The following is an 18,862-nucleotide window of genomic DNA, read 5'->3' as shown; positions in this document are numbered from 1 at the left end:
CATGGCCATTCGTGTCGTGATCGCAGATGACCACCAGATCGTGAGACAGGGATTCCGGGCGCTCCTCGAGAAGGACGGCTTCGAGGTCGTCGGCGAGGCGGAGGACGGCGCCGAAGCCGTACGCCTCGTGAAACACTTCTCCCCCGACATCGCCCTCCTCGACATCGCGATGCCGAACCTGAACGGGATCGACGCGGCGCGCGAGATCCAGCGCGCCTCGCCCGACACCCGCACGATCCTCCTCACGATGTTCTCGGAGGACCACCGCCTCCTGGAGGCGCTCCGGGCCGGAGTCTCCGGCTATCTCCTCAAGACGCGCGCGGTCGAGGACCTCGTCCGCGCGATCAAGGACGTCACGCGGGGCGGCGTTTATCTCAGCCGCGGCCTGTCACGCGACGTCGTGGACGCCTACTTGGCGCGCAAGCCCCTCGCCACCGTCGAGCTCTCGCCGCGCGAGCGGCAGGTGCTCCAGCTCGTCGCGGAGGGGAAGACGACGAAGGAGGTCGCGAGTCTCCTGGGCGTCGGCGTGAAGACGGCCGAGTCTCACCGCGGCCGCATCATGGCGAAGCTCAACATTCACGAGACGGCGGGCCTCGTCCGCTACGCCATCCGAGAAGGGATCATTCAACCCTGAGTGGAGCGCACGCGACGAGGTATGCCGTGCCCAACCGGATCCTCATGCTGGGCGACCGGCCCGAAAACGGGCCGAGCCTCCGTGACCGCCTGGCCGACGAAGGCTTCGACGTCGTGCAGGCGCGCGACGAGTTGGAAGCGATCGCCGCCGCCTCGTCGGCCGCGCCCGATCTCATCCTGCTCGATCTCGAGCGCCCCGTGCTCGACGGCCTCGAGGTCTGCCGCCACATCCGCCAGCGCCTCCACGCCCCCGAGATCCCCGTCGTCGTCGTGAGTGCGACCACCGAGGACGCCGACAAGGTCGCCGCCCTCGAGCACGGCGCCGACGATTTCGTCTCGCGCCCGTTCAACCCGCGCGAGCTCATCGCCCGGATGCGCGCCGTGCTCCGTCGTACCGCGCGGCCGTCGGAAGGCGTGACCTTGCGCGCCGGCGCCGTCGAGATGGACCTCGACCGCTACAAGGTGACGTCGTCGGGGCGCCGGCTCCGCCTCACGTCGAAGGAGTTCGAGCTGCTGCGCGTCCTCCTCGAGGCGCGCGGGCGCATCGTCCGCCGCGAGACGCTGTTCTCGAAGGTGTGGGGTTACGCCGTGGGCACCGGCATCACGTCGCGGACGCTCGACGTCCACATCCGGCGCCTCCGGCGGATCCTGGAGATGGAGGGGCCGCGGATCTTGACGGTGAGGGGCGTCGGTTACCGGCTGGATCTCAGCGAGGACCGGCTGGAGTTCGAGGGGCCGTAGGTCACCTGTTCGTCCTCGTCGGAAGAGGCCGACGTCTCGAACGTCCTCGAGAAGAACACGACGCTGAACGTCTCGAGGAGGATCCGGAGGTCGAGCCACATCGAGCGGTGCTTCAGGTAGTAGAGGTCGTACCGGAGCTTCTCGACCTCCTCGACGACTCCGTTCGCGTAGCCGTACTTGACCTGGGCCCAACCTGTGATCCCGGGCCGCACGAGGGTTCGGAGCGAGTACAGCGGGATCTCGACGCCAGTTTCCGGCACGTTGCGCATCACGGTCGCGAGCAGGGGGTAGTTCGCGGCGGGGTGCGGACGCGGGCCGACGAGGTTCATCTCGCCGCGCACGATGTTGATGAGCTGCGGGAGCTCGTCGAGACGGAAACGGCGGAGCCAGTAGCCGACGCGCGTGATCCGGTGCCCGTTGTCACGGACCCACTCGGAGGGCGCCTCGCGGTCGACGCGCATCGTGCGGAACTTGATGAGCCGGAAGCTGCGGCCCTGCAAGCCGACGCGCTCCTGCACGAAGAACACCGGTCCCGGCGAGTCGAGCACGATTGCAACGGCGATGAGCGCCAGGAGCGGCGACGCCGCCAGGAGCGCGAGGCCGGCGACGAGCGCGCTCGTCACGCGGGCGAGGCTGCCCGCGAGGCAGCGGTGAGGGAAGCCGGAGGCGAAGAGGACGTCGCGCGGCGTCATCGTCTCGATGGCGATCTTCCCGGTGAGGCGCTCGTAGAACTCGGTGGAGCGCTCGAAACGCGTGCCGCGCAGGCGCGCGCGCATGAGCCCGCGGACGGGGAGCGGCACCTTCCCTTCGTCGATCGCGACGACTGCGGTATCGATCGCGTGCGTCTCCAGGAGGTGCGGGAGGCGATCGACCGGCCCCAGGATCGGGAAGGTGCCGGCCGGTAGGCCGTCGCCCTCCGCCTCCCCGCAGGCTCCGACGAACTCGTAACGACGGGTCCGGTCCGCGCGCACCGCGGCGACGACGCTGTGCGCCAGAGCGCCGGTGCCGACCACGAGGAGGCGACGGATCGGCGCGGCCGAGGCGATCGGGGGCTCGAGGCGCGTGAGCGCCGGGACGAGAACCGAACGGGGGACGCGACGACCTGGACGTGACGCGAGGGTGGGCGTCGCCGCTTCCGCCTGGATCTGGACTTCGTCGAGGAGCATCGTCATGTTGAGATCGACGATACGAGCTCGCCGTGAGCGCGACCATGAGGCGGATTCCCGATCGCGCGGGCGGGATTTCCCGCAAATCCGGCCCGAGCGGCCCACGCTCGAGGATTGCCGGGGGTTGACATCTACGAAAAGCTTCGTAGATAATCTCCACATGCGCAATAAACCGACGGCCGCCGAGCTCACGATCCTGCGGACGCTCTGGGCCTTGGGCCCGTCGACGGTGCGGCAGGTCCACGACGCGCGCGAGGAGACCGCGACCGGCTACACGACGACGCTCAAGCTCCTGCAGATCATGGCCGACAAGGGCCTCGTCCGGCGCAACGAGTCGCAGCGCGCCCACGTGTACGAGGCGCGCCTGCCGCGCGAGAAGACGCAGGCGCAGCTCGTCCGCGACCTCGTCGACTCGGTGTTCGGCGGCTCGGCGTCGCGTCTCGTCGTTCACGCCCTCGCCGCCAAGCCGTCGAGCCCCGCCGAGCGGCAGGAGATTCGCCGCCTGCTCGACGCGATGGAGGAGAAACGCCGATGACGCCCACGATCGTCGATGCGTTGGCCTGGACGCTCATCCACTTCGTCTGGCAAGGCGCGGCGATCGCGCTCGCCTCCGCGCTCGCGCTCGCGCTGCTCGTGAAGAGCCGGCCGCGGGCGCGCTACGCCGTCCTGGGCACGGCACTCGCGCTCATGGCGGCGTCGCCGGTGATGACGCTCGTCGCGAGGACGATGCGGCCGAGCCGGGAAGCGATCTCGTTTTCCGCGGCGGCGGTCGTCGCGAGCGAGAGTCCCGCGGCCCCGGCCGTCGCCGCATCGCCGGCCGCCGCTCCTGCTCCTCCCGATGCGCTGAGGTGGATCGTCGCCCTCTGGATCTGCGGCGTCGCGCTCTCGGGGCTCCGCGCGCTCGCCGGCTGGTGGGGCGCGCAGCGCATGCGCCGGCGTGGGGCATCGCCGGCGGTCGCATGGATCGAGACGGCTCGTTCCCTGGGCGCACGGCTCGGCCTCGTCCGGCCGGTCGAGATCTCGCTCTCGACGACGGCGCCTGGGCCGGTGACGCTGGGTTGGTGGCGGCCCGTCATCCTCTTGCCGTTCTCGACGGTGACCGCGCTCACGCCGGCGGAGATCGAGATGGTGCTCGCGCACGAGCTGGCCCACATCGTCCGCCGCGACTACCTCGTCAACCTGCTCCAGATCGCCGTCGAGACGGTGCTCTTCTACCATCCCGCGGTTTGGTGGGTGAGCCGTCGCATGCGCATCGAGCGCGAGCACGTCGCCGACGATCTCGCGATCGCCGCCTGCGGCGACCGCGTCGCCTACGCGCGCGCGATGGCGGCGCTCGACGCGGAGGTCGCACCCGCCGCCGTCCTCGCGGCAGGCGGCGGTTCGCTCCTCGGGCGCATCGAGCGGCTCGCAGGCGTGCCCCGCCGCGAAGGCTCCACGGCACCGGCGTGGCTCGGCGCCCTCGCCGTCGCGTCGGCCGTCGTCCTCGGGCTCGGGGCGCCGCAGCCCGAGGCGCTCGCCGGGGCGAAGCCCGCCAAGCCTGCCCAGCTCGACGGGTTCCTCGGCGGCCTCACCGCGGCCGGTTACGGCGACCTCAGCCTCGAGCAGATCTTCGCGCTCCACGACCACGGCGTCGATCCCGCCTACGCCTCAGCGATGGCATCGGCGGGTCTCGGCCACCTGCCAGTCGACGATCTCATCCAGCTCCACGACCACGGCGTGCGCCCGGACTTCGTCCGCGGCATCGTGCAGTCGGGACTCGTGGCCGACCTCGCGACCGATACGGCGATCCGGCTCGCCGAGCACGGCATCGATCCGGCTGAGCTGGCGCGCATCCGCGCGCTCTCGTTCGGGCCGTTCCCGACGGAGACGCTCATCGCCGTTCGCGATCACGGCGTCGACGCCGCCACGTTCGAGGTGCTGCGCGCGATCGGTCCCGGCGACGACCCGGCCGCCGAGGCGATCGAGCTCCGGAACTACGGGGTCACGATGGACCGCATCCGCTCGATGCGGCGCCAAGGGTTCGACAAGATGACGGTGACGCAGGTGCTCGCGCTCGCGCGCGGCGGCGTCATCTGAGCGGGAGGACGACGATGAGGGGACGTATCGCCTGCATCAGCCTGGCTCTCGGTCTCGCCGTCACGGCTGCGCTCGCCGCCGACGAGGCCGCGACACCCGCCGGCACGTGGAGCATCAACAACTGGATCCCCGGCGAGCAGGTCCAGCTCGACCTGAAGCAGGGCACGTCGAGCTCACGATGGGAGTGGGGCTCGTCCCAGCCGCTCGCCGAGCTGAAGGGTCTCACCCGCGACCAGCTCCGCGCCACGCACGCCGAGGTGTCGTTCGTCATGGTGCGGGACGCCGGTACGTTCTTCCTCACGGGACGATCCAACCTGGGATTCGCCTCGGGCGAGTTCCGCTTCGTCGGCTCACCCGATTTCGCCTCGAAGCTCGCCGCGCTCGGCTACGAGACGATCGCCCAGAACGAGCTGCTCGGGATGGCGGTCCGGGGGATCTCGCTCGACTTCGCCGCGGCGGTGAAGGCGGCTGGCTTGAAGGACGCGAACGTCGCCGATCTCGTGAGGCTCCGCGATCACGGTGTCGAGGCATCGACGCTCCGCGCGCTCGGCGCCGCCGCTCCCGGCCTCGACGTCGAGACGGTCCTCGAGCTCAACGATCACGGTGTCGACCCCACGTACGTGCGCGATCTCGCCGCGTCGGGAAACGCGAACGTGGGCGTGCACGACGCCGTCCGCCTGCACGATCACGGCGTCGCAGCGTCGTTCGTCAAAGGGCTCACCGCGAACGGACGCCCCGAGCTCACCGTCGACGAGATCCTCCGTCTCCACGACCATGGCGTCGATCCGGCCTATGTCGCCCGCGTCTCGGCCGCAGGCTACACCGGGCTCACGGTCGATCAGATCGTCTCGCTCCACGATCACGGGATCGATTAGTCGAACGAACCTACCGCGCTCTTCGGATTCTTGGAAACACGGTCACTGTCCGCGAGGTCTGCACGTGAACGCAGCGCTGGCGAGGACGTGACCGCCGGCGTCGCGCGCCTCGACCGACCACGAGCCCGACTTGTAGATCGTCTTCGAGCTGTGCGTTCGCCAGTCGGCGTCGCCCACGCGGAGAGGGATCGATTGCTGCGCGCGGCCTTCGTAGATCCAGACATGCCGGATCGCGTCCCCGCGCCGTCCGCCGAACACGCGCGTCTGGAAGCAGACGACGTCGCCTTCGTGAAACTCCGTGCCCTCGCCTTCGAGACGTCCCGAGACGACGCGCCGTCCGAGCCCCGACTCCGAGATCGTGAGATCGCTCGGTGGTCCCGAAGGCTTCGGCGGCGAGACCTTGGGAGGCGGCGCCGGCGCTGACTTCGCGACCGCGGGAGCTTCCTCTTTGACGACGGGCGCGGGAGGAGAAACCGGTGGCGGCGATGCGACGGGAGCGGTCGCCACCGGTGGCAAGGCGGGTTCCGTCGAAGTCGAGCGGCGTGAGACGGCAAAGAGGATCGCGATGACGATCGCGGCCACGACGAGGCCGGCGATGAAGAGCGATCGTCGAGAGCGCGGCGCGTCCGTGTTAGCGACGGGAGGAGCGAGCGGATCGGGCGCGATCATTCCGATCGCCAGCGCGGGCTCCGGCTCCGGCACGAGCGGCTCGAGCACCGGCACGGGCTCGGGTTCGGGCTGCGTCGCCGCCGGCTCGGCGTCGGCCACCGCCTCCGGCTCGACCGTCTCCGGCTCGACCAACTCCGGCTCGACGAACTCCGGCTCGACGAACTCCGGCTCGAGCGACTCCGCCACGACGTCGCTCCGCGCGGCCTTCCATCGCGCGATCGCTTCGGCGACGGGACGCGAGCCGGCCGGGGCGGGGCGGGTGGGATCAGGACCGCCGTGCCCTTCGCCGCGGCGCTCGCGGTCGTATTGCTCGATGAGCGGTTGCGGATCGAAGGTGAGCACCTCGGCGTAGGCGCGGATGTAGAGCTTGCCGAAGGCGCGGCCGGGAAGCGCGTCGAAGTCTCCCGCCTCCATCGCCTCGAGGTAGGGGAGGCCGACCCCGGTCGCTTCGGCGAGGTCGGCGAGCGACATCCCGCGCGTCTCGCGCTCCTCGCGAAGGCGGCCGCCGGTCGATTCCATGCGGAAAGTGTACCGGGCGAAGGCCGGAACCGTCTCAGCCGATCGGCGATCTCCGCATTTCCCGTCAGGATCCTGCGCGTGGCGTGCGGATCGACCGTCCCATTCGCGCTACTCTAGCGCCGCGTGAGCGAGCGCGACGCATCGCCCCCCGGGCGCGGAAGGTGGATCGTCGCCGTCGTCGTCTTCGCGGCCGCGCTCGCAGTCCGCCGCGGCATCGAGATCCGCGCGCACGTCGAGGGAGACGAGCGGATCTATCACGCGCTCGTCGAGCAATGGGACGCAGGGCGCGGTTACACCCTGCAGGGACATCCGCTGCTCCAGGAGCCCGGCACCGACGTCGAGCAGTACGGGCAGAAGCTGTTCTTCCACCCGCCCGGTGGGATCGCGCTCTTCTGGGTCGCGCACCGCTTCTTCGGCGATCCCGGCTTCATGCTCGTCGAGGTCTTGAGCTTCGCGGTCTTCTTCTGGGCGACTCTCGCGCTCACGGCGCTCCTCGTGCGGCCGTTCGGGATCTTCGAGGCCACGGTGGGATCGCTCCTCGCCGGGTTCTCGCCGATCGTCGTGCAGGTGACGGCGCGCTGGTGGCTCGACGGCCCCGTCGTCGCTCTCGCGACGCTCGCCGCGGTTCTCGGCCTCGTCGCGGCGCGCCGCGGCAGCGTGGCCTGGGCGGCGGGCGCGGGCCTCGCCCTCGGCGCCGCCGCGCTCGTCAAACCGACGGCGTTCCTCATCATGCCGGGGCTCGCGCTCCTTGCGCTCATCGCCGCGAAGGACGCCGGGGTGAAGCCGGCGCGCCGCGCTGCCGCCGTCGCTCTCGGGACGGCGGCCGCGTGCTACGGCGTCTGGCTCCTCTGGCGCTGGCACGTCACGGGGACGCCGTTCCCCGGCTACGCGGGGCGCCCGATGCCGCGCCTCGTCGCGACGAACCCCTACGTCCACTACGTGACGGTCGAGCGCGGTCCTCTCGTCTACCTGCGCCTGCTCCCCGAGGTGCTGCCGACGCTGGTTCCGGCCTGCGTTCTCACCGCGATGCAGTCGGGACGCGTGCGGCTACGCTCGATCAGCCTCGCACTCGTCGCGTGGATCGCGACGATCGTGATCGTCCACGTCGGCCTCGGCGCGATCGGTTTCTCCAAGGTGCTGCGCTACGTCATCCTCGTCAGCCCCGCCGCGATCGTGCTCTTCGTGGCGCAGTCGTCCGCGCTCCTCCGCGCCGGCCTTCCCAGGAGCGCGGGCCGCTGGGTGCTCGCCGTCGCCTGCGCCGCCGCGGTCGTCCTCGAGATCGTGCAGGGAATCCACACGATGGTGCTCGATCGCGATCTCATCATTCCTTGGCCGTGGGGACTGTGAACCGTGAACTGTTAACTGTTAACTCTTCGACAAACGTGAAGCAATCCGCCGCCGGTGTCGCTCGTCTCATCGAGAGCGGGGCCGTAGATCCGGAGGAGCAGAGGAAGGACGAGCGGGCGCAGCGGGAGGATCCATCGTCCCGCGGCGGCTCGGACCGCGACGGCGGGAAGCGAGCTGGCGATCGCGAGATCGCAGTGGCGCGCGACCCGCTCCGGCACGAGGTAGCGCTGCAGGGCGACCTCGAGGCCGGCCGCCTCGAGCCGTGCTTTCCACACCTCGGGGCCGAACAGATTGACGTGATGGTGGTAGTCGTTGCGGAACCGCTCCCACCGGCGGCCGAGGGCGCCGAGGCCGATGCGCGACAGGAGGCGCGGGTAGGCGAAGAACTCGGTGAAGCGCTCCGACGGCGTCGTGAAGGCGAACGTGCCGCCGGGGCGCAGGACGCGCGCGATCTCGGCGAGCGCGCGGTCGAGATGATCGACGTGCTCCATGACGCAGTTCGAGACCACGGTGGCGACGCTCGCGTCCGCCAGCGGGATCGCCTCGATGTTCCCGGTGAGGAGGCCGCGGTAGGTGCCGGTGCGTCGCGCGAGGGCGATCTCGGACGCCGACGCGTCGAGGCCGACGACGTCGAGGCCCGGCGCGAAGAGCAGCGAGCCGAAGATTCCGTCGCCGCAGCCGAGGTCGAGGACCGGCGGCGTCATGGGGATCGCGGCGAGCGCGCGGCATTCGAGCGTCCGCCAGAGAGCGAGGGTCACCGGCGTCTTCGCGAGATACGTGCGCAGGATCGCGTCGGCGGGCAACGGGCCTCCTACGCCGGTCCGCGCCAGCCGCTGAAGACGTAGAGCGGCAGCGTCTCGAGCGGGTTCACCGGCCCCGGCGCCTCGACCTGCACCTGGCGGACCTCGCGCGCCTCCGAGCGGAGCCAGCCGGCGGCTTGTGCCGACCACGCGTCGAGATACGCGCCCTCGTTCCAGCCGATCCCGGGAACGGGTGCCGGCGGCGGCGCTTGCGGGTCGGTGCCGGGCGGGGGCAGCTCGAGATCGCCCGCGTACCAGACCCTGGCGCCCGAGCGGAGCGCGCCGTCGATGCGTGGGCGGAGCGCCGCCATCGGGTCGGTCTCCTGCATGCGCGCCTTCAGGAGGTCGTAGCGGTGGATCGAGAGATCGTCGAGCGGCGGGATCGAAACGATCGCGGCGGAGCCCGTTCCGTAACGGGTGAGCGTGATCGCGCAATACCATGGGTGGACGAGGACGAGATCGCCGGGCCTCGCCGCCGCGCGCACGGCGGCGGCGACGAGGTCGGCGTTCGTCTGCCGCACGGCGGTGCCCGCCCAGGCGCCGCTGGCGACGAGCGCGAGGCCCACGAGCGCGGCGACGCCGCGCGCCGCGACACGGGGCTTCGGCGCGGCCGCGAGGATCGTGTCGATCGAGACGGCCGCGACCGCCGACGGAAGGACGTAGTACCAGATCTGCGTCGGCATGCTGAGCAGGCGGAGGAAGAAGAGGAAGCCGAGCGTCGCGAGGACGAGCGTGAGGAGCGCATACAGCGTGCGTCCGCCGTCCTGTCTCGAGCGTCGTAGGCCTGCGGCCGCCGCGACGAGCGCCGCGAGCGCCGCGAGCAGAACCGCCGCCGGCCCGGCCGAAGAGAGCATCGACCCGAACACGGAGACGAGGTGATCGAGCGTCACGCTGCCGCGATTGAGGACCGACCACTCCTGCGCGCGCCGCACGAACCCGGCGTAGGGGAGAAGCGATACCGCGGCGACTCCGCCGATCGCGAGCGGGATCCACGCCGAGCGCGGTCGAATGACGGCGATCGCGGCCGCCGCCGAGACACCGATCGCGCCGAGGAGGATCGCGTTCTGGTAGAGCGTCTGCACGGCGAGGACCGAGACGATCGCGGCGGTCGCGAACGATCTCCGCGACGGCGCCTCCGTCGCGCGCCAGACGAGCGCGTGCGCGAGGACGAGGAGCGTCGCCCCGATCCCGTACGGCCGGATCGACGAGATCGCGCGAACCACGACAGGGTTCGCTGCGAAGAGCACCAGGGAAATAAGGGGACAGGTACCGATTTTCAGAATCGGATTCTGAAAATCGGTACCTGTCCCCTTATTTCCAATCAGTGCGCCGTGGAGCCACAAGGCCGCCAGCACGCCGAGGGCGACGAGGAACCCCAGCGCGCGGTAGCCGGCGTCGCCGGGGCCGAACGCCGCGGACCACGCACGGATGACGGCGAGCGAGAGGCACGGGAAGTTGTCGAGGTGCAGCCGGCTCACGATGTCGCCGACGGCCGGCAACGTCGCGAAATGCGCCGTCGCGGACTCGTCGCGCCAGAGCCCGCCCGCGTGGAGGGCGAACCGAAGATCGAGCGCTACGACGAAAACGGTGATGACGATCGCAGCCGCGGCGGTCCACGGAAAACGCTTCATCGCGGCGCCAGCGTGAGGCCGATGAAGAGATTGCAGAAGATCGCCGGCAGCTTCATCGGGAAGAACGCCCGGTGGACGACGGTGAACCTCCGCTCGAGCTCGCGCACCACCTCGCCGGGGCGGCTCAAGTGCTCACGCTCGATGAACTGGCGGTACGGCAGGCGATAGCGACGCTCGAACTGGCGCTGCGCGGAGATGCGGCGCGCGAGCGTGTAGGCGAGGCCGCCCTCGCAGGGGATGACGACGTGAAGGCGTCCCGCGGGCTTCGCCAGGAGGCGGTGCGCCTCGTCGATCGCGCGCGGCAGATCGGGAAGGTGCTCGAAGACGTGGATGGCGAGGATCCGGTCGAAGGAGGCGTCGTCGAACGCGAGCCGGGTCTGGCAATCGCCGACGACGACGCGGACGCCGGGGTGGCGCTCGCGGAATCGCGCCGCGACGTTCTCACGCAGGTCGAGGGCGACGTAACCCTCCTTCTGTGCCTCGGAAAGGTTCTCCCATCTCAGGTGCTCGCCGGTGCCCGCGCCGATCTCGAGCGTCGTCGTGAAGCCGCCGCTCCTCGAGGCCGGGTAGCGGTGGTTGAACCGGTCGGCGAACCCGTAGCGCCGAGGTAGCGCCTCGAGCCAGTCGTGCATGAACTCGTCGTGGATGCGGCGCGTCGCCGGATCGAGCGGCGGCAGCACCTTCGGCCAGACGCTCATCGGCTCGCCCGCGCCCTGAAGCGCGTCACGACCTCGGCAAGCACCTCGTCGACGCCGATCGCCTGCATGCACCGGTTGTCGCGGCAGGCCGACTGACGGTTGTTGAGCGCGTTGATGCACGGGCTGCACGCGATCCCCGCGGAGATCGCGACGCTGTGGGGTGAGAGGGTCGCGAAGAGCGCCGGCGTCTCGGGACCGAAGAGCGTGATCACGTCGATCGGCGTCAGTGCCGCGAAATGCGCGGGCCCGCTGTCGTTCGAGACGAGGACGTCGGCGATCGTGTAGAGGACGAGCAGCTCGCGCAACGTCGTCCGCCCGGCGAGCGACAGGCAGCGCGGCGAGCCGACGCGCTCGACGAGCGCCCGCGCCGCTCCGGCCTCCTCCGCCGTGCCGGTCATCACGACGGTCGCGTCGGGGAGCGCCTCGACGATCCCCGCGGCGAGCGCGGCGTACCGGTCTTCGGGCCAGCGGCGCAGTGGCAGCATGTCGCCGGCGTTCGGGTTCAAGAGGACGAGCCTCGCGGAGCCGGCGGGCAACAGGGCGCGCACGCGCGATTGCTCGTCGGCGTCAGGAAAGAACGTCGGCTCGGCGTGGCGGAACGGCGGGATCCTCACGTCGAAGGTCGGCAGCTTGTCGGCCGCGACCCGGAGCGCCTCGACGAGCACGCCGAACATCTGGCTCGTGTGGAGGTGCGGGTTGTAGATGACGCGATGGGTCATGAGGTCGCCGCGATACGGACCCTCGCCGAAGTACGGATGGAGGCCCACCCGCCACTTGGCTCCGCTCAGGAAGGTGAACACCGCCGAGAAGCGGGCGAAGAACTCGAGATCGACCGCCGCGTCGATGCGCCGACGGCGCAGGAGCCGGAGCGCCCCGAGCGCGCCCCGCGCCATGCCGAGGGTCGACTGCGTCGGCACCGTGATCACGTTCTCGGCGGGGACGAGCCCCATGAGATCGAGGATGAAGCGGTTCTCCTCGAAGACGACGAAGTAGACGTTCTGGCGGCCGACCCGCTCGACGGCTCGCCGGATCGCACCGGCGGCGAGCACGGTCGACCCCTGCTCGGCGAGCTTGACGAAGAGGATGCTCTTCGGGTCGGGAGTCGCGGAAGCGTCGGCCCCGCCGGTGAGCCTCCGGACGGCGGTCAGGACGAGACAGACCGGCGCAAAAATGATGCGATCGGCTTGTTGAAGAACTGAAACCTTGAGCGGAAGTCCCATCGCGCGCCGGATGATATACGCCGTCGCGCGGGGACATCGGCACGAGCTTCGGCGTAGAGCTACCGCGCTAAAGCGCGTTGCACGGGCCGGCTCCGTCCTCGCGCCCATCTGACGAAAACATTCGGAGCTCAGGGTTCCTGGTCCTGGACCCCCCGGGACCCGAAACCCTGAACTCCGAACTCTGACTCTCTACTGAAATTCCAGAGGGGCACCCCATCCGTCGCGGGAGGGGAGAGGGCGGATGGAATGCCCCTCTGCTTCGGAAGCTCAGCGTGCGCTGACGGCGACGATCGCGGCGACCGGCGCCGGTGAAGGCGCCGAGGCGACGACCGCGGGCGGATCGACCGATTTGAGATCGTCCGGACGGAGGCGGAACGAGAGGCTTCGCCCCGCGGACGGGACGACGTACCCCACGAGCGCCAGCATGCCTTCTCCCTCACGCTCGAAGAGGACTTGCGGCGCTACGATCGTGCCGATCTCGTTGCTGCGGCGGCGGCTCGGGAACATCCCGACGGACGCGCCATTCACGAGGACCGCGTGAAGCTCGGTCACCGGCGAGAACGCACGGCTCTCGCACAAGGTGAGCCGACCGGCGGGTCTCACGCTCCCGTCGGGAAGACGGAACGGCGCGTCGATCCGGACGCTGACGCATTCCTGAGCCTGAGCAGGAAGCCCGATCGCCAGGATGAGCGTCAGGGCCGCGATCACGATGCCGGTCGATTTCATCCCCCACCTCCTTCGCGGCCCATCCGACCCGTGCCTGGGACCCGATGCGTCGCGCTCCCTTCACATCGCAAGTCCGGGACCAACGCGACCGGAAGGTCGTCGAAGCGGGAGAAAGAAGCGGCAGGCACCGGTTTCTCCGTGCCCCTCACGCCTCGTCGCACCACGGGGTCATGTCGCAGAGGTGAGACATCGACCCCCTCGCATCTCCCTTAACTATCATTAAGATGAGTTACTTAGATGGAGTCGCGGTAGCGCCTGCTCGAATGTCTCGGAACCGAGACAAATCGATTCCATCCCGGACGACCATCAGGCACTATCAGGAGTGATGGGCGAAGAGGGAGCTGCACGATTCGTCATCCACCGCCTGTTGGGCGAGGGGGGCGCGGGACGAGTGTGGCTCGTCGGCGATCGCAAGCAGGCAGGACGCAGTCTCGCGCTCAAGGAGCTGACCTCTTCCCACACGCCGCAGCACGAGGCGGCGTTCCGCCGCGAGTTCGCCACGCTCGCGGGGTTCCATCATCCCGGTGTTGTCGAGGTCGAAGAGTTCGACGTCGATCCCGCAAGCGGCCTCCCGCGCTTCACGCTCGAGTACGTCGAAGGGCGGGACTTCGTCGAGGCGATCCGGCACGAAGGGCGCGACGCCCTCGTCCCGCTCACGGTCGAGGCGCTCCGCGCGATCGCGTTCCTCCACGACTTCGGCCTCATCCATCGGGACTTGAAGCCGGCGAACGTGCTCGTGCGTCAGGCTCCCAAGCTCGGCAGCCGTGTCGTCCTCGTCGATTTCGGTCTCGCGCTCGCCGAGCACGAGCCGTCGGTCGAGGCGCGCCGCGCCGCGGGAACGCTCGCCTACCTCGCCCCCGAGATCCTGTCGAACGCGTCGCCGAGCCGGCGGTCGGACCTCTTCGCGCTCGGCGCGATCGTGCGCGAGGCGACCGGAGGCGTTGCGCCGCGCGCGATCGCCGACTGGATCGACGCGATGACCGCCGAGTCGCCGCGGCATCGACCGGCGAGCGCCGCCGAGGCGCTCGCGCGCCTGAACGAAGCGGCCGGCACCGAGCATCCGATCGAGACCCCCGCGACGCGCGCCGCCCGGCTGCGGTCCGGCGCCCCCGCCGGGCGCGACCGGATCGTCGGCGCGATCGAGTCGGCGCTCGACTCGGCCGCGGCGCCGCATCTCATCTGGATCTCCGGTGAGCCGGGATCGGGGAAGACGCGCTTCCTCCGATGGATCGAGGCCGGCGCGATCCGCCGCGGCGCTCTCGCGGTGCGCGGCCTGCCCGACGCGGCGATCCTCGATCGCGCGCTCACGACCCGGATTGTCGCGCTCGTCGACGACGGGCGCGCCGACCCTGATGAGATACGCATCTTCGCGGATCGCCTGCTCGCCGGGCCGGTCCGCTTGAAGCTCACGATCGTGGCGGCGGTGCGCGCCTTCAGCCGACCTCTCGAAGCACCGGACGCGTTCCGATTCGATCTCGGATCCCTCTCCGAGCAGGGCCTCCGCGCGATGGCGGAGCGTGCGACCGGCGGCGCCGTCTCGGACGAGCGGGTGGCCTGGCTCGCCGAAGCGTCGCTGGGCTCGCCGGCGCGCGCCGAGGCGGTCCTCATCGAAGGGGCGTGGGAGCGCGGCGCGGAGGTGGATCCGGCGCGCTACGCAGAGGCGCTCGATCTCGTCGGCCGCGATCGTGTCGGGCGAGCGGCCCTGAGGCGGCGCCAGGCCGAGGCGCTCCTGCGCTCGGGCCGGCACCGCGCGGCGGCGCGCGCGGCGGGAGCGGCGCTGTTCCTGGCTTCCGAGAGCGATCGCGGCGCGATCCTCCTGATTCAAGCCCTGGCGCTCGTGCAGTCGGGACGTTTCCGCCGCGCGCTCGCGGTCGCCGAGGAGGCGGCGCGCAGGGCGGAGGCCGAGGGCAACGACGCGCGTCTCGGAGGGGCGAAACGCGCGCTCGGGATCGGGCTCGCGCGCCTCGGCCGCGAGGCGGAAGCGGTGCCGGTCTTGGAGGAGGCGGTCACGCTCGCGCGCGGCGCTGCGGACCTCCGCGCGGAGGCCGAGGCGCTCCACGCGCTCGCCGCCTGCCACTCGCGGCTCGGCGATGACCGCGCCGAGGCCGAGCTGTCGCGCGCGGTCGTCCTCTACGCGCAGGCGGCTGCGGCGGATCCCGCGGCCGCCCTCGACGGGCAGGATCTCCGAGCACAGGTCGGTCTCGCAGTGCTCCACGGGCGCGCGCGGCGTTACGACGAGGCCGCGCGCCTCCTCGCCTCCGTGCGGAGGGAAGCGGCCTCGCGCGGGAACCCCGGTCTGCAGGAGATCGCGCTCTCGAAGAGCGCGCTCAACGCGATCGATCTCGGCCGTCTCGACCGGGCGATCGACTGGGCCGAGCAGGCCGCCGACCTCGCCGGTCATCTGGGCGACCGCAACCTCGTCCTCGTCTCGCGGATGGCGCTCGCGGACGCGCAGATCCGTTGCGGGCGGGCGGGCGAGGCCGCGGCGGGCCTGCGCGAGGCGCTCGCGGGGCCGCAGGGCGAAGTCGAGCCCGAGAACGCCGACTACGCGCGGATGCTCCTCGCCGACGCGTGGGGCGAAGCGGGCGGCGGGGACGAGTCGGCGATCGCGGCGCTCCTCGCCTCCTCGCTCGAGCGCTGCCGCGCGCGTGGCAAGGGGCGGGCCCTCCTCATGGGGCTCGTCATCGAGATGGAGCGGCGCGCGCGGCTCGACGCCCACGAGCCGTTCGAGCCGGCACGCGCCGAGTACGACCGTCTCGCCGCGAAGGCCGACGAGGTCGAGCCCGAGATCCGGATCCGCGCGGCGCTCGCCGCCGGCGAGCACGCGCTCGTCCGCGGCGACCTCAAGACCGCGCTCGGGGAGGCGGAGAGCGCGCGGCGGATCGCCAAGGAGGTCGTCTGGCCCGCGTTCCAGGCGCGCGGGTGCGCGCTCGCGGGGCGTGCGCTCGACCGCCAGGGGAAATTCGAGCTGGCCGACGCCACGGCCTCCGAGGGGCGTGCGCTCCTCCACGGCGTCGCTCTGCGTATCGAGAACACGCACGTGCGCCGCGACTTCCTCGATCGTCCCGTCTACGCGGCGCTTCGCGACGAGGCGCGCGTGGAGCGCGGCCAGGCACGCCTCCGCACGCTCTACGACATGATCCGGGTCTTGAACTCCGAGCGCGATCCGGAGTCGCTCCTCGAGACGATCCTCGATCTCGCGCTCGGCGCCGTCGAGGCGACGCGCGGGATGATCTTCCTTCGCGAGGACCGAGGGGGCCCGGCGCAGGGAACCTTCGCCGTCCACCTCGCGCGGAACCTAGAGGACGAGACCAGGCTGGATGCCGAGGAGTACAGCCGGCACATCGTCGAGGCGGCCGGCATGGGCCGGCCGATCCTCGCGATCGACGCCGGCACGGACGAGCGCTTCCGCGAGCTGAAGTCGGTGAGCCTCTACCGCATCCGCTCGCTCATGTGCGTTCCCCTCCGCTCGCGCGGGCGCGTCATCGGTACGGTCTACCTCGACAGTCGCGTCGACGGGCGCCTGTTCACCCAGGACGATCTCCGCTTCGTCGAAGCGCTCGCCGACCAGGCGGCGATCGCGATCGAGAACACGCGCCTCAGGGCGAGGCTCGAGCGCGAGAACCGCCGACTCGCCGCCGCCGCCGAGGCGACGTCGAACTTCGGCTACCTCGTCGGCCGCTCGCCGGCGATGCGCGCGGTCTACAGCCTGATCGAGAAGGTCGCCGACACCCAGCTGCCGGTCCTGATCCGCGGCGAGAGCGGGACCGGCAAGGAGCTGGTCGCCCGCGCGATCCACGCGCGCAGTCCGCGGCGGCGTCAACCGTTCCTCGGCGAGAACTGCGCGGCAATCCCCGAGGCGCTCCTCGAGTCCGAGCTGTTCGGCCACGTCCGCGGCGCCTTCACCGGCGCCGACCGTCCGAAGCCCGGCCTCTTCGAGCAGGCCGACGGCGGCACGCTCTTCCTCGACGAGGTCGGCGACATGTCGCCGGCGATGCAGGTCCGTCTGCTCCGCGTCGTCGAGGAGGGGGTCATCCGCCCGGTGGGCGGCGAGAAGACGCTCGAGGTCGACGTGCGCCTCATCACGGCGACCCACCGCGATCTCGGCGACGCGATCCGGAACGGGACGTTCCGCCAGGACCTGCTCTATCGTCTCCAAGTTCTCACGGTCGAGCTGCCGGCCCTCCGCGACCGGCCCGGCGACATCCCGGTCCTGGTCGCGCACGTGCTCGAGCGCATCGCCGCCGAGCGCAAGCGCCCGCCGCTCGTCGTCGACGACGAAGCGTTCTCGCTCTTCGAGCGGTACCACTGGCCCGGCAACGTCCGCGAGCTTCAGAACGCGCTCCAGCGCCTGGCGCTTCTGGCGGGCGACCGCGAGATCTCCGCGGCGCTCATCGCGTCGGACCCCGTCATGAAGCGCGCGCTCATGCCGTCGACCGACGGGAGGCCGAGCGCCTATTCGCTCGTCTCGGGCGAGAAGAGCCACATCCTCCAGGCGATCCAGGCCGCGAACGGGAACCGGAGCGAGGCCGCCAAGCTGCTCGGGGTCTCCCGCGCGACTCTCTATCGAAAGATCGGCAAGCACCGCCTTTAGCCCGGTCCCGCTTCCCTTCCTTATATATGGCTGAATTCCTACTGACTCACTTACGTTGTCGAAATCTATCTGACCCCTATATTCGCCGGCGTGTTGCAAACATGTGATTGGCCGACGGAGGCATCGTTGATGGTGCGTTAACGGGGGAGGGGGTCATGCGGCAACTCCGGTGGTTCACGGCAGTGGTCTCCATCGTCTTGCTCGGTTCGGCGGTACTGGCGGCGGGGGGCTCCGCGCCGATCGTCCGAACGGCCTCGGTCCAGGGCAGGACGCTCGTCGTGGGGGTCGTCAATCCGTCGCCTCTTCCGTTCCGCGGGATCGTGATGAGCCGCGTGCGAACCGCCCACGGCGTCGCCACCGTGATCACGCGCTTCGAGGTCGCCGGGAGCCAAACGGCGACTTTGAAGAGCGACCTCCCGAAGGACGCTTCCGGAGAGCCGCCGCTCAGCGTCGTCGTCGACGACGGCGTGCCGTTCTGAATCTTTTTCTTACGCGCGAACTGCGCGGGTAAGAAAAACTCGGTTACTGTCCCCTTAGATTCCTACGGGCAGGTCGTGCCGTTGTTGCGCGACGTCATGCCGCAGAAGCCCGAGGGTGACGGGCCGCCGCGCTGGCCGCCGACACCGTCGGTGCCCCAGGTTCCCTCGATCGTCGCGTTGTTGTCTCCCGCGATGACGAACCAGAGGTTGCCGGCGGGGACCTGCGTCCACGTCGCGTTCCCGGACGTCCCGAGGTCGCAGAACGCGCCGGTCGGCGAGACCGACGCGACGTTGCCGAGGTCGCCGAAGAGAACATGGTGGTCCGTCGACGTGCACGTCGACGTGTCCCACGTGAGCGCGATCGACGAGCCGGCGCCGTTCGCGCGTGACGCCAGCATGGGCGTACCGAAGAGGCCGTCGGCGACCGGCCGCGCGACGTTCGGCTGCGCGCCCCCGCAGACCGGCATGTCGCAGCCCACGTACGCTCCCGTGTCGATCCGCACGTTGTCGAGCTCCCACCACCACTCCGAGCTGCCGTTGTAGTCGTGGAAGCGCACCTGGACGCTCGAGGCGCGTCCCGCCGCGGCGCTGATGTCGATCGCGCGGTGGTCGGGGTTGGCGCTTCCGGCGCCCTGCTGGCGGAAGACGTTGACCCACGCGCCGCCGGTCGCCGACGAGCGGACGTCGA

At 70.7% G+C, this 18,862-nt stretch carries 16 protein-coding genes; 8 read left to right on the top strand and 8 right to left on the bottom strand.

The window, feature by feature from the left end:
• Nucleotide 1: 1 nt before the first annotated feature.
• Nucleotides 2-634: a response regulator transcription factor gene (locus VFV19_07045; GenBank protein ID HEX4824052.1), complete on the top strand. Its 633-nt coding sequence runs from the start codon at nucleotides 2-4 to the stop codon at nucleotides 632-634.
• A 26-nt stretch (nucleotides 635-660) separates the two neighbouring features.
• Nucleotides 661-1,374, top strand: coding sequence for a response regulator transcription factor (locus VFV19_07040; GenBank protein ID HEX4824051.1), 714 nt, complete (start codon nucleotides 661-663; stop codon nucleotides 1,372-1,374).
• Here the strand turns inward: VFV19_07040 and VFV19_07035 are convergent.
• Nucleotides 1,326-2,546: an exopolysaccharide biosynthesis polyprenyl glycosylphosphotransferase gene (locus VFV19_07035; protein HEX4824050.1), complete on the bottom strand. Its 1,221-nt coding sequence runs from the start codon at nucleotides 2,544-2,546 to the stop codon at nucleotides 1,326-1,328. The two genes, VFV19_07040 and VFV19_07035, sit on opposite strands and share 49 nt — an antisense overlap.
• Nucleotides 2,547-2,700: 154 nt before the next feature.
• Between VFV19_07035 and VFV19_07030 the strand changes: the two genes are divergently transcribed.
• Genes VFV19_07030 through VFV19_07020 form a run of 3 tightly spaced genes read left to right on the top strand, consistent with a single transcriptional unit; the run spans nucleotide 2,701 to nucleotide 5,491 of the window.
• A complete protein-coding gene (locus VFV19_07030; protein ID HEX4824049.1) occupies nucleotides 2,701-3,075 on the top strand; it encodes a BlaI/MecI/CopY family transcriptional regulator in 375 nt (124 codons plus the stop codon).
• Nucleotides 3,072-4,616, top strand: coding sequence for a M56 family metallopeptidase (locus tag VFV19_07025; protein HEX4824048.1), 1,545 nt, complete (start codon nucleotides 3,072-3,074; stop codon nucleotides 4,614-4,616). The genes VFV19_07030 and VFV19_07025 overlap by 4 nt, the downstream gene beginning before the upstream one ends.
• Before the next feature lie 14 nt (nucleotides 4,617-4,630).
• Nucleotides 4,631-5,491 (top strand): hypothetical protein, encoded by an 861-nt coding sequence (locus tag VFV19_07020; protein HEX4824047.1) that lies wholly within the window; start codon nucleotides 4,631-4,633, stop codon nucleotides 5,489-5,491.
• A 42-nt stretch (nucleotides 5,492-5,533) separates the two neighbouring features.
• Here the strand turns inward: VFV19_07020 and VFV19_07015 are convergent, their stop codons facing one another.
• Nucleotides 5,534-6,679: a DUF2914 domain-containing protein gene (locus tag VFV19_07015; GenBank protein HEX4824046.1), complete on the bottom strand. Its 1,146-nt coding sequence runs from the start codon at nucleotides 6,677-6,679 to the stop codon at nucleotides 5,534-5,536.
• 123 nt (nucleotides 6,680-6,802) lie between these two features.
• Between VFV19_07015 and VFV19_07010 the strand changes: the two genes are divergently transcribed.
• A complete protein-coding gene (locus VFV19_07010) occupies nucleotides 6,803-8,026 on the top strand; it encodes a glycosyltransferase family 39 protein (protein ID HEX4824045.1) in 1,224 nt (407 codons plus the stop codon).
• An 11-nt stretch (nucleotides 8,027-8,037) separates the two neighbouring features.
• Here the strand turns inward: VFV19_07010 and VFV19_07005 are convergent, their stop codons facing one another.
• The 5 genes from VFV19_07005 to VFV19_06985 all read right to left on the bottom strand — a co-directional run bounded on the left by VFV19_07005 (nucleotide 8,038) and on the right by VFV19_06985 (nucleotide 13,101).
• Nucleotides 8,038-8,829 (bottom strand): class I SAM-dependent methyltransferase, encoded by a 792-nt coding sequence (locus tag VFV19_07005; GenBank protein ID HEX4824044.1) that lies wholly within the window; start codon nucleotides 8,827-8,829, stop codon nucleotides 8,038-8,040.
• A gap of 8 nt (nucleotides 8,830-8,837) precedes the next feature.
• Nucleotides 8,838-10,457, bottom strand: a complete 1,620-nt coding sequence (locus VFV19_07000; protein ID HEX4824043.1) for a hypothetical protein — start codon at nucleotides 10,455-10,457, stop codon at nucleotides 8,838-8,840.
• On the bottom strand, nucleotides 10,454-11,155 hold the full coding sequence (locus tag VFV19_06995; protein HEX4824042.1) for a class I SAM-dependent methyltransferase: 702 nt from the start codon (nucleotides 11,153-11,155) through the stop codon (nucleotides 10,454-10,456). The genes VFV19_07000 and VFV19_06995 overlap by 4 nt, the downstream gene beginning before the upstream one ends.
• Nucleotides 11,152-12,375 (bottom strand): glycosyltransferase family 9 protein, encoded by a 1,224-nt coding sequence (locus VFV19_06990; protein ID HEX4824041.1) that lies wholly within the window; start codon nucleotides 12,373-12,375, stop codon nucleotides 11,152-11,154. The genes VFV19_06995 and VFV19_06990 overlap by 4 nt, the downstream gene beginning before the upstream one ends.
• Nucleotides 12,376-12,642: 267 nt before the next feature.
• Nucleotides 12,643-13,101, bottom strand: coding sequence for a hypothetical protein (locus tag VFV19_06985; GenBank protein HEX4824040.1), 459 nt, complete (start codon nucleotides 13,099-13,101; stop codon nucleotides 12,643-12,645).
• Nucleotides 13,102-13,426: 325 nt separating this feature from the next.
• Between VFV19_06985 and VFV19_06980 the strand changes: the two genes are divergently transcribed.
• Both VFV19_06980 and VFV19_06975 read left to right on the top strand, forming a co-directional pair.
• Nucleotides 13,427-17,695 (top strand): sigma 54-interacting transcriptional regulator, encoded by a 4,269-nt coding sequence (locus tag VFV19_06980; protein HEX4824039.1) that lies wholly within the window; start codon nucleotides 13,427-13,429, stop codon nucleotides 17,693-17,695.
• A gap of 155 nt (nucleotides 17,696-17,850) precedes the next feature.
• Complete coding sequence (locus VFV19_06975; GenBank protein ID HEX4824038.1) at nucleotides 17,851-18,174, top strand: hypothetical protein; 324 nt, start codon at nucleotides 17,851-17,853, stop codon at nucleotides 18,172-18,174.
• A gap of 62 nt (nucleotides 18,175-18,236) precedes the next feature.
• Here the strand turns inward: VFV19_06975 and VFV19_06970 are convergent.
• Nucleotides 18,237-18,862: hypothetical protein (locus tag VFV19_06970; protein ID HEX4824037.1), on the bottom strand; the 626-nt coding region annotated here is incomplete at its 5' end.

This window comes from Candidatus Polarisedimenticolaceae bacterium, assembly GCA_036275915.1.
In the GTDB taxonomy this organism is placed as follows: Bacteria; Acidobacteriota; Polarisedimenticolia; order Polarisedimenticolales; family DASRJG01; genus DASRJG01.
Note: the sequence above shows the minus strand (reverse complement) of the source record. Positions and strands in the feature narration are given on the sequence as shown.